The 11,187-nt window shown below is 68.3% G+C and carries 9 protein-coding genes and 1 pseudogene; 7 read left to right on the plus strand and 3 right to left on the minus strand.

Annotated features, from left to right (window positions below; genetic code table 11):
- Positions 1–67 precede the first annotated feature (67 nt).
- Positions 68–1,030, plus strand: coding sequence for a tripartite tricarboxylate transporter substrate binding protein (locus AD428_RS04755; RefSeq protein WP_053244357.1), 963 nt, complete (start codon positions 68–70; stop codon positions 1,028–1,030).
- Between the two features lie 100 nt (positions 1,031–1,130).
- Here the strand turns inward: AD428_RS04755 and AD428_RS04760 are convergent, their stop codons facing one another.
- Positions 1,131–1,928: a flavin reductase family protein gene (locus AD428_RS04760; RefSeq protein WP_053244358.1), complete on the minus strand. Its 798-nt coding sequence runs from the start codon at positions 1,926–1,928 to the stop codon at positions 1,131–1,133.
- 10 nt (positions 1,929–1,938) lie between these two features.
- Complete coding sequence (locus tag AD428_RS04765) at positions 1,939–3,003, minus strand: LLM class flavin-dependent oxidoreductase (RefSeq protein WP_053244359.1); 1,065 nt, start codon at positions 3,001–3,003, stop codon at positions 1,939–1,941.
- Between the two features lie 104 nt (positions 3,004–3,107).
- Here AD428_RS04765 and AD428_RS04770 point away from each other — a divergent pair, with 104 nt between their 5' ends.
- On the plus strand, positions 3,108–4,055 hold the full coding sequence (locus tag AD428_RS04770; RefSeq protein WP_235489096.1) for a LysR family transcriptional regulator: 948 nt from the start codon (positions 3,108–3,110) through the stop codon (positions 4,053–4,055).
- Between the two features lie 21 nt (positions 4,056–4,076).
- On the opposite strand, the gene AD428_RS04775 is transcribed toward AD428_RS04770, so the two are convergent.
- The gene (locus AD428_RS04775; protein WP_053244361.1) at positions 4,077–4,955 is read right to left on the minus strand and encodes an SMP-30/gluconolactonase/LRE family protein; all 879 of its coding nucleotides are present in this window, start codon (positions 4,953–4,955) and stop codon (positions 4,077–4,079) included.
- Between the two features lie 279 nt (positions 4,956–5,234).
- Here AD428_RS04775 and AD428_RS04780 point away from each other — a divergent pair, with 279 nt between their 5' ends.
- The 5 genes and pseudogenes from AD428_RS04780 (at position 5,235) to AD428_RS04800 (ending at position 11,062) form a co-directional block, all read left to right on the plus strand.
- On the plus strand, positions 5,235–6,005 hold the full coding sequence (locus AD428_RS04780; protein WP_053244362.1) for an enoyl-CoA hydratase/isomerase family protein: 771 nt from the start codon (positions 5,235–5,237) through the stop codon (positions 6,003–6,005).
- A 2-nt stretch (positions 6,006–6,007) separates the two neighbouring features.
- Positions 6,008–8,138, plus strand: a pseudogene (locus AD428_RS29270) (acetate--CoA ligase family protein).
- Positions 8,139–8,146: 8 nt separating this feature from the next.
- Positions 8,147–9,352: an acyl-CoA dehydrogenase family protein gene (locus AD428_RS04790; protein WP_053244363.1), complete on the plus strand. Its 1,206-nt coding sequence runs from the start codon at positions 8,147–8,149 to the stop codon at positions 9,350–9,352.
- A complete protein-coding gene (locus AD428_RS04795; protein WP_235489124.1) occupies positions 9,349–10,293 on the plus strand; it encodes an acyl-CoA dehydrogenase family protein in 945 nt (314 codons plus the stop codon). Before AD428_RS04790 ends, AD428_RS04795 begins: the two co-directional genes overlap by 4 nt.
- Before the next feature lie 109 nt (positions 10,294–10,402).
- The gene (locus AD428_RS04800; RefSeq protein WP_235489127.1) at positions 10,403–11,062 is read left to right on the plus strand and encodes an SDR family NAD(P)-dependent oxidoreductase; all 660 of its coding nucleotides are present in this window, start codon (positions 10,403–10,405) and stop codon (positions 11,060–11,062) included.
- Positions 11,063–11,187 lie beyond the last annotated feature (125 nt).

Consider the following 11,187-nt stretch of genomic DNA (forward strand, 5'->3'; position numbering starts at 1 on the left):
CACAAGACCGGATCCCGCCAGGAAAACGGCAAGGCAGAAGATGGCGTCCAGGACAAGGAGAGAGACAATGTTCAAGCCCACGCGCCGCAGCTTTCTCGCGGCCGGCACGCTCATGATGCTTGCCCGGCCGCTGCGCGCCGCCCCCAAGCCCGTGACCCTGATCGTTCCCTATGCGTCCGGCGGGCCCAACGACAACTTCGCGCGCCTGCTGGCCGAAGGCATGAGCGCCCAGGTCGGCCGCCCGTTCATCGTCGAGAACAAGCCGGGCGCCAACGGCATCATTGGCGCGACCCAGGTGGCGCGCGCCCCGGCCGACGGCGCCATGCTGCTCATGGGCGGGTCGGGCCCGGTTTCGCTGAACATCCTGCTGCGTCCCAATCTGCAGTATGGCTTCGACAGCTTCGCCTCGGTGGCCATGATGTTCGACGGCCCGCTCACCATCACCGTGCCATCCTCGATGGGCGTGAACTCCATTGCCGATCTCGTGGCTTACGCAAAGAAGGAAAATCGCGCCCTGACTTACGGCACCCTGGGACCCGGAAGCGTCACCGACCTGTACGGCCTCATCCTGTCCAAGACGCTGGGCATCCCGCTGACGCCCGTGCCCTACAAGAGCACGCCGACCAGCCTGATCGACCTCATCACCGGACGCAACGACCTTTCCTACATGACGCCCATCGCCCTGGCCGACCACCAGAAGGCGGGGGAGATCAAGATCCTGGCCCTGACCACCGACCGGCGTGACCCGGCGCTGCCCGACGTGCCGTGCGTGACCGAGCTCGGCTACCCCCAGCTCAAGGCCAGCTACTGGACGGCGCTGCACGCGCCCAAGGGCACGCCCGCCGACCTGGTCCGGCAGTACGCCGAGGCCGCCATCAAGACGGTCCAATCGGAGCGCTTTCGCCAGGTGCTGGCCGCCAACGGCCAGACCGAAAAGGCCGGCGGCCCGCAAGCCCTGGATGCGCAGCTGGAAGCCGACCGCCAATACTGGGGCAAGGTCATCAAGGAAAACCGCATCGTCCTGGATTGAACGCTGCACGCCAAAGCGGCGGGCCAGGCCCGCCGCTTTTCATTTTCCCCCCTCCGGCCCTGCCCGACGCCCCGGCAAAGCGCGCCGGGCGTCGTCCGCCCTACTGGAGCCGCACGGGCGCGATGCGGTGCGTGGCGGCATTGAAATTGATGACCGGCTGCGCCTGGCGGCAGGCGGTCTTGCGCATCTTGCCGACGATGAGATCGTGGGTGCCGAGCACTTCGGTGCAGACGATGTCGCACTCGATGCTGGCCAGCGCATCCGGCAGAACCGGCAAGCCCAGCTCGTTCACGACCCAGCCGCCCTGCGCGAAACGCGCCGGGCCCTGGGGCTGGCGCAGAAAAGCCTGGATGACCCCGCCATGATTCTCGCCCAGGATGTTGGCCACGAAGCGGCCATTGCGCAGCAGGGCGTCCCGCGTAGACGAAGTCTGCTGCACGAAGAACCCGACCATGGGCGGATCGGCGGAAATCGACGTGAGGCTGGACACGATCATGCCGGCCACCTGTTCGCCGTCGCCGGTGCTGACCGCGCTGATGCCCGCGGGCAAGGCGCGCATCGCGGCCTTGAAGTCGTCGACCGACACCACGTCGTCGCGCTCGTTCACGACCATGTGGGCGCGGATGTCGCCCCGCTCGTCGACCCAGCCGTGGCGCGCCGCATAATCCACCATCGCGGAGAACCCCGCCTCCCACTGCGGATCGCCCGCGTGCTTCGACAGGAAGCGCAGCACCGAGGGCGACAGGCGGATGTGCCGCTCGTCCTCGCGCCGCCCGACCCGCGCGATGGCCCGTTCGAGCCTGTCGCTGGGCTGGGGGTCGGCCAGGACGTCGAGCCGGCGGAAGTCCAGCGGCTCGCGCAGCGAGATCGCGCCCGCATTGCTCAAGTAGATACGCATGACGCGCTCCTTACGCCGCCAGCGCGCAAGCGCCGACTTCCTTGCGGATGGCGGGAATGATCTTGTCGCCCCAGATCTCGATCTGCTTGAGCATGGTCTTCTGGTCGAAGTCGCCCAGTTGAGTCTGCAAGGCAATGTGCTTGGGGCGCAGGATGCTGATCTCTTCCAGCATCTTGTCGATCACCTGGTTGACCGAACCCACCGGCAGGTTCCCGCGCAGTTGCTCGAAGGTCGGATCGTTCTCCGACGGGACTTCCTTGACCATGTAGCCGTCGTCGCTCTGCGCGCGGCGGTATTTCAGGCTTTCGGAGATGCGGCGCTGAAAGCGCGCGCAATCCAGGTATGCGTCGATCTCGGCTTTGTTGTCCGATGCATAGCCGCAGCGCAGAAAGCCGAACTTCACGTCGCGGTCCAGATCCTTGCCGTTGTCCGCGGCGACTTTCTCCAGCCGGCCGCGCAGCTCGGCGATCGCGTCGTTGCCCTTGAGCAGGGCCGTGACGAAGAGATTGTGATTCTCGCGCACACCGCGGCCCAGCGTCACGGGGTTGCCCGAAGTGATCCACATCGGCGGCATGGGATCCTGCAGGCAGCGCACCGCGATGGAACTGGGCGGCACCTTGAGAAACTGCCCGTCGTGCTCGAAGATCTTCTGCGTCAGCCCCTTGGGAATGAGGTCGAGGAACTCGTTGAAGATGGCCCCGGAATCGGCGATCTGCACGCCGAAGCGCTCGAACTCGAATTCCTGGTAGCCCGAGCCCACGCCCAGCTCCAGCCGGCCGTTGGAAACCGTATCGACGAAGCCGACTTCGGCCAGGAACCGGGCAGGATGATAGAGCGGCAGAATGCAGACCGCGGTTCCCAGCCGGATGCGCTGCGTCTTGGCCGCCGCGTGCGCCACCGTCATCAGCGGCGAAGGCGACAGGGAATAGTTGTTGAAGTGGTGCTCGGCGTACCAGGCCGTGTCGAAGCCCGCCTGCTCGGCCGCGACGGTCTGTTCGATGGAGTTGTTGATGACCTGCCGGGACGACTGGTGATAACCTCGCTGCTGCGCCAGAATGAATACGCCGAATTCCATGATGTCTCCTCAATGTTCGTGAAGCTTCAAGGAAATTCTAGAAGGCTGCCCGTAATGGCTGGAATACAATAAATGCGGCGTTCTGTGCTGCATAAAGTGGAGGAATGATGGACAGGCTGCGCGCGATGGAGCTCTTTCTGTCGATTTCCAAAACGGAGAGCTTCTCCGAGACTGCGCGGCAATTCGGCGTATCGGCCACATCGGTTTCCCGGACGATCACCGAGTTCGAGAATGCGCTGAACGTCAAGCTCCTGCTGCGCTCGACCCGTCAGGTCGTGCTGACCGAAGCCGGCCAGGAATACGCCCGCCAGCTCGAAGGCATCCTCTGGAACATCAACGAGGCGCACCGCAACATCACGGAGATCCGCGCCGCGCCCAAAGGCACGCTGCGCGTGCATTCGCGCATGATGTTCGGGCTGGGCGTGCTGCCTCCGCTCATCGCGGCCTTTCGCCAGCAGTACCCGGACATCCTCGTCGAACTGGTGCTGTCCGAGTCCAAGACCGACCTGAGGCGCAACAACTTCGACATCGATTTCCGCATTTCGCCGCCCGTCGAAGCCGGGCTGAAGCGGCGCATTCTTTTCAAGAGCGAGCGCTACCTCGTGGCGTCTCCCGCCTATCTGGCCGCGCGTGGAACGCCGACAAGGCCGGCCGAGGTCGCGCAGCACGCCTGCCTGGCCTACCTCCTGCCCGGCGACCAGTACTGCTGGCGATTCAAGCAGGACGAGATCCAGGAAGAAGTGCCGATCAAGCCGCGGCACGTCACCAACAACGGCGTGGCCCTGCTCGAGCTGGCGCGGCTGGGCGAAGGCATCGCCCTGCTGGACGACTACACCGTGCACAACGACATCACGCGCGGCACCCTGGTCCGGCTGTGCCCGGACCACCGCGTCACCAACACGACCTTCGAAGAAGGCATGTACGCCACCATCCTGGATACGGCAATGATCCCGGCCAAGATCCGGCTGTTCCTGGACTTCATCGCCTCGCACGTCTCGGGCAAGACGCTGCGCTTCACGGCCTACGGCAAGGCCGCGGCGGGCGCCGGATGACCGGGCAGGCGCCTGCCGGCGCTAAGGGCGTATCCGGCAACGCGGCCGCGCCGCGCCCACGAAGCCCACGCCGCGAAGCCGGAGCAGACAACCATCCAGCGGCCCCGAGGCCGCCAGACGCCCGCTGTCGCTGATGGACGTCACGAAGATGTCCGTCATGTCCTCGCCGCCGAAGCACAACGAAGCGGGATGGGTCACGGGCAGGTCTATCCGCAAGTCCAGCCTGCCCGCGCCATCGAACCTGGCGATGGCGCCCGCATGAACCAGCGCGGTCCACAGGCCGCCCGCCAGATCGAAACAACAGCCGTCCGGAGCCGAATCGTAAGCCCCGGTATCGACGAAGACTTCGCGCGCGCCGAGCCGGCCATCCCCGTCCATGCGATAACGGAAAATCCTGCGCTGCGCGCTGTCGCAGACATAGAAGAATTCGTTGCGCAGATCCACGTTCGGACCGTTCGCCACGCCGATGCCCTGCGCGATGCGCGTCAGGCGGCCCCGGGTATCCAGCCGATAAAGCCCTCCGAGCGGCTCCTGCCCCTCCTGCCGGCAGGTGTGCATCGTGCCGGCCACGAAACTGCCGTCGGGCAACGGCACGCCATCGTTGAGGCGCAGGTTGGGATGGCTGTCGTCGATGCGCGCCAATGTGCGCAGCGTGTTGTCGGCCGGACGGTAGAGCGCGAAAACCTCCTTCAGGGCCACGACCAGTTCGTCGTCTCCATTGAGCGCAAAAGAGCCTAGCGGCGCGGGCAGCAGCCAGCTCCGCGCCTGTCCCCCTTCCGGGTCGAGGGCATGGATCCGCCCGCTGCGGCAGTCCGCCATCCATAAACGCCGCCGCTCGGCATCCCACACGGGACACTCTCCCAGGGACGCGCGCAGCGCGCCGATCCGATCGATACGCATCTGCAGGTTTCCTCCATCGCCGCGTTCCGGCGAACCGCCACGGCTTCGATGGTATCGGCTTGCGCAGCCCCGGAATATGCCGCTTTCGCGCAGAACACAACCAACTTTTCTGGCGTGAATTCGCGGCAATACCCATCCATATAATCAAAAAAAAGCCGGCCTCTCCAGGCTCCGGCGCACAGGCAAGACCGGTCATTCCGACTCGAGGAGACACACGATGCAGCATGCCCACCGCGCCCCCGGCGCGCCCGCCTTCCCCCGACAGTACCAGGAGCGGGCATGAGCGAACCCGCCGTCAAATTCGAAGTCAGCGAGGGCGTTGCGCTCGTTACGCTGAATCGTCCGCCCGTCAATGCCCTCAACCGCGAAATGCGCCGGCGCATCGTCGCCGTCTTCGACGAGATCTCCGAGCGCGGCGACATCCGCTGCGCCGTGCTGACCGGAAACGGCAATGTCTTCTGCGCAGGCGCCGACCTCAAGGACCGCCCCGATGCCGACATCGCCGGCGACTTCCTCGAACACAACCGCGTCACGCGGGAAACCGGCAACGCCATCAGGGAATGCGCCAAGCCCGTGATCGCCGCCGTGAACGGCGCCGCGCTGGGCGCGGGCCTGGGCCTCATGGCCGCCTGCGACATCATGTACGCTTCCGAGAACGCCAGCTTCGGCATGCCCGAGATCAACGTCGGCCTGGCGGGCGGCGCTTCCATGCTGCGCACCTTGTTCGGCCGCTCGACCGTGCGCCGCATGTTCTTTACCGGCCAACGGCTCAGCGCGCAGGATCTGCTGCGCCGCAATGTGCTGGAAGACGTGCTTCCCGCCGGCCGGCTGCTGCCCACGACCCTGGAACTGGCCCATGAGATTGCCTCCAAGGCGCCGCTGGCCGTGGTGTACGCCAAGCGCGCGGCCAATATGGTGGACCTCATGCCGCAACGGGATGCCTACCGCTTCGAGCAGGACTTCACCATGGCCCTGGCCAAGACCGAAGACGCGCGCGAGGCCCGCATGGCCTTCCTCGAAAAGCGCCAGCCGGTATTCAAAGGACGCTGAGCATGGGGGAACAGACGCAACAGCCGGGCGCCGGTCTGGCGGCCTTCTTTGAAGCCCGCAGCATCGCCGTGATCGGCGCTTCCGACGAAATCGCCAAGATCGGCGGCGGCCCGTGCACATGCTGGCCAAGCACGGCTATGCCGGCCCGGTCTATCCCATCAACCCCAAAGGCGGCGTCATTCAGGGGCTGCCCGCTTACGCATCGGTGCTCGACACGCCCGCCGCCGCCGAACTGGCCATCCTGGCCGTGCCGGCGGCCGCCACGCCGGCCGCGCTGCGGGACTGCGCCGCCCGCGGCGTGCAGGCCGCCATCGTGCTGTCGTCCGGCTTCGTGGAGGCCGGCCCGGAAGCGCCGCCCTGCAGGCCGAGCTGGCCGGCATCGCCCGCGCCCATGGCATGCGCCTGCTCGGTCCCAATTGCCTGGGCGCGGTAAACGTGGCCGACCGCCTGATCGCTTCCTTCTCGATCGCGCTCGAAGAGCACATGCCTGCCGCCGGGCAGGTGGGCATCGTTTCGCAATCGGGCAACGTGGGCAGCCACACCATGCAAAGCGTGGCCCGGCGCGGCATGGGCGTAAGCCGATTCATCGCCACCGGAAACGAGGCCGACGTGGACGTGGCCGATGGCATCGCCGCCCTGGCCGAAGACGCGTCCACGCGCATCATCCTGTGCTGCATGGAAACCTGCCGCAATGCCGGCAAGCTGGTCGGCGCCTTGCGCATGGCGCGCGAACGCCGCAAGCCCGTCATCGTCCTGAAGATCGGCTCGACCGAGAAAGGTCAGGCGGCGGCGGCTTCGCATACCGGCGCCCTCACCGGCTCGGATGCCGTGATCGACGCGGTATTCCGCCGTTATGGCGCGCTGCGCGTGCGTTCGGTGGAAGCGCTGATCGACATCGGCCACGCCGCTTCGCTGCTCATGCCCGGCCGCCTGCCGCGCAGCGAGGCGGTGACGCTGGTGGCCGCCTCCGGCGGCTTCGGCATCATGATGGCCGACGCCATGAGCGAAGCGGGCCTGGCCCTGCCCGCGCTCGCGTCCCATACCCAACGACGCATACGCGAAGCCGTTCCCACCGCGAGCACGGGCAACCCCGTGGACGCCTCGGCCCAGATGTCCAGCCGCCCCGACATCCTGCTCGAGCTGCTGGGCGCCCTGCTGGACGATCCGTCGGACGGGACGCTGGCGCTGTTCATGTCCCTGTCGCTCTACAACACGAGGCTGCGCGGCGTCTACCTCGAGGCGCTCGCCCAGGTGCGCGCCAGCCATCCCGACCGCCTGCTGATGGTCATCAGCCAGGGTCCGGCCGACGCGGTCGGCGAGATCAACGCGCTGGGCATTCCCGTGTTTTCCAGCATCGACGCCGCGCGCCCGGGCTGGCCGGCCTGGTCGCGCTGGGCCGCCTGAGCGCCGCCGCGTCCGAGCCCGCCCGGCTGCCTGCCGCCGAACCCGTCGATCCGGCGGTGTTCCGCAGCGAATTCCACGCGAAGCGCGCCCTGGGCCAGGCCGGCATCGACGTGCAGCCGCGAGTTCGTCGCCCGCGATGCCGGCGAGGCCGTCCGCGCCGCCGAGACGATAGGCTATCCCGTCGTGCTGAAGATCGCCTCCGAAGACATCGCCCACAAGACCGAGATCGGCGGCGTGGCGCTGGACCTGGTCGACGCCGACGCCGTGCGCGCGGCCTATGAACGGATCGCCGGCAGCGCGGCGCGCCATGCGCCTCGGGCGCGCATCGACGGCGTTCTGGTGGCGCCCATGGTGCGCGGCGGCACGGAACTGATCGCCGGCATTTCGCGGGATCCGGTCTTCGGTCCCATCGTCATGGTGGGCATGGGCGGCATTTACGCCGAGGTGCTGAAGGACGTGGCGGTGCAGGCCGCGCCCGTGACCGAGGACGAAGCGCTGGCGATGATCCGTTCGCTCAAGATGTTTCCCGTGCTGGACGGCGCGCGCGGCCGGGCCAAGGCGGACATCGGCGCGGCCGCGCGCAGCGTGGCCCGCCTGTCGGAATTCGCCTTCCGGCATCGCGATCACATCGCCGAAATCGATATGAACCCCATTCTGGTGCGCCCGCAGGGCCAGGGCGCGATCGTGCTGGACGCGCTGATGATCCCGCGCGCCGCGCCCGCTCACTGAGGACTGGCATGCACTTCGACCATCACGTAGCGGTCCCCGACCCGGCCGCCGGGCCCGAGGTTTACCGCCAACATGCGCGCACCTGGCTGCGCGCCAATCTGCCCGGTTTCATGCGGACCGACAGCCCGGACTGGCGGCCCGCGACGCTGGCCGAAAGCAGCGCATGGGAAGCCGCCATGTACCAGGCCGGCCTGGCGGGCATGACCTGGCCCAAACCTTATGGCGGCCATGGACTGACGCTGCGCGAGCATCTGGCCGTGAACAAGGAAATCGGCGCGCTGCCCATGCCGGAGAGCGTGAGCTCCATCGGCAAGGAGCTGGCCGGCCCCATCATCATGGCGGTCGGAACCGAAGCGCAGAAGCAGGCGTTCCTGCCCGCCATCCTGGCCATGCGCCAGTACTGGTGCCAGGGGTTTTCCGAACCCGACGCCGGCTCCGACCTCGCGCGGCTGCGCACCCGGGCCGTGCGGGAAGGCGGCCATTGGCGCATCAATGGCCAGAAAATCTGGACCAGCGGCGCGGCCAAGGCGCACTACTGCCTGCTGCTCACCCGCACCGGCACGGTGGCCGACCGGCATCGCGGCCTGCTGATGTTCGCCGTGCCCATGGACACGCCGGGCATCCGCGTCGCCCCCATCAAGTCCATCGACGGCAAGGAATCCTTCGCCGAGGTCTTCTTCGACGACGTCGTGGTTCCCGACAGCGCGCGCCTGGGCGCGCCGGACGAGGGCTGGAGCGCCGCCATCCGGGTGCTCTCCATCGAACGGGCCACCAACCGCATGTACCGTCCCTGGCGCTTCGAGTGCGAGCTGCGCCAGCTTATCGCGGCGTGCAAATCCGATGCCCGGCTCGCTCCCGCCCTGGAAGACGGCGGCGTGCAGCGCCGCGTCGGCGAACTAGCCTCGGAGATCGACGGCTTGAAAGGCCTGGTGGAGCTGACGGTCGAGCGCATGATGCGCGGCGAGGCCATCGGCGCGCGGGGCTCGCTCACCAAGCTCTACTGGTCGGAATGCCATCAGGCTTTCGCCGGGCTCGCCCTCTCGCTGCTTTCGCAGGTTGGTCCGCAATCCAGCCCGCTGGCGCGCCGCGCCCGGCAGGCCTGCACCAACGCCTACTTATTCGCGCGCGCCGAGACGATCTACGCAGGCACCACCGAAGTGCAGCTCGACGTCATCGCGCAGCGCATCATGAATCTTCCCAAGGATCTGACATGAGCAGCGACGCACTGCAGCCCGAGGAATTCGCCCAGGCCGCCGAAGCGGCCATCATGGACGCGCTGACCCGCCAGGACGTGCACGACATGGCGGCCGTGCTGGCGCGTGCCGGCCTGTGCGGCGTGATGGCCGCCGAGGACGACGGCGGGCTGGGCCTGGACTTGCGCTTTGCGCTGCCCATCGTCCATGCCGCGGGACGGCTGCGCCTGCCCCTGCCGCTGGCCGAGCCAGATCGTCGCCGCCCATGCCTTGGCGGACACGCCGCAGGCCGCGGCGCTGGCCTCGGGCGAGCGCCTGGCCGGCATCGCATGGCAGGCCGGCTGCCGGATGGCTGGGTCCGGCTGGACCACGGCCCGGCCGACTGGGTGCTCGCGGCCGATGCCGAAGGCGCCGCGCTCGTGGATGCCGCCGGGTCGCCGCGCGAAGTGCAGGCCGCGCTGGACCCGGACTGCCCGCAGGTCTGGCTCGATTTGCGGCACGCGCCCGTGCTGGCGCGCCTGGATACGTCGGCCTGGGACGCGCTGCAGCGCCAGGCCCGGCTGCTGCTGGCCGAATTCGCCAACGGCGCGGCCGAAGGCGCGCTGCAGGCGGCGGCGAGCTATATGGCCACGCGCGTGCAGTTCGGCCGGCCATTGTCGGCCAAGCAGGCGGTCCGCCATCTGCTGGCGCGCATGCGCCTGTTGCAGGAAGTGTCCAGCGCGGCCATCCGCCGCGCCATACGGCCCGATGAATACGGCGCGCCGCGCGACCCGCGTCCCGCGCTGGCCGGCGCCATCGCGAATGCCGCCTTCGTCATCGAGAAAGCCATCCATCTGCACGGCGGCATGGGCTTTACCTGGGAATTGCCGCTGCACCGCGCGCTGCGCGCGGTGCGCAGGCTGGACGCGGCCTTCGGCGGCCTGTCTCGCGAAACGGGGCGCGCCTTCATTGAATCGGTGTAGGAAACGACTATGCAACAAGATCTCGCCGGGCGCGTGGCGCTCGTCACCGGCGCGGGCGCCGGCATCGGCCGGGCCACGGCCCGCCAGCTCGTCCGCGCGCGGCGCCATCGTGGGCGTCAATGATTTAAAGCAGGAACTGGTGGACGACGCCGTGGCCGCCATCGAGGCCGCGGGCGGCAAGGCGTTTCCCGTGGTGCGGAACGTGGCGACGCGCGAAGGCATTGCGCAGGCCGTGCGCCAGGCCGCCGAGCACGGCTCGCGCTTCGACATCCTGGTCAACAACGCGGCGTGGGTGCGCTACCAGCACGTGCCCGACATCATGCCCGAGACCCTGGACCGCATGCTGGACATCGGTTTCAAGGCGGTGGTCTGGGGCATGCAGGCCGCCGCCGAGGCCATGGACGGCGAGCGCGGCGGCGCCATCGTCAACGTCGCCTCCACCGCCGCCCTCAAATCCGCGCCCGGATCGGTGGTCTACTCCGGCATCAAGGCCGGCGTTCTCGGCATCACCCGCGCGGCCGCGGCCGAACTGGGCGCGCGCGGCATCCGCGTCAACGCCGTCGCCCTTCGGCCGTGCCCACCGAAGGCACCCAGCGCAACCGCAACGCCGAACGCGACGCCCGGCGCATCGCGAGCACGCCCATGGGCCGGCCTGGGCACGGTGGACGACGTGGCCGGCGCCATCGCTTTCCTGGCCAGCGACGAGGCCCGTTTCATCACGGCCCAGGCCCTGGTGGTGGACGGCGGCATTACCTTCACCACGCTCTGATGGACACGGTGCTGCTGACGGGCGCGGCCAGCGGCATTGGCCGCGCCGCCGCCTGGCGCCTGGCGCGGCAAGGCTGGCGCTACGTGCTGCTGGACCGCGACGCGCGGCCTTGGAAGCCTTGCGCG

The organism is Achromobacter sp. DMS1 (genome assembly GCF_001270295.1).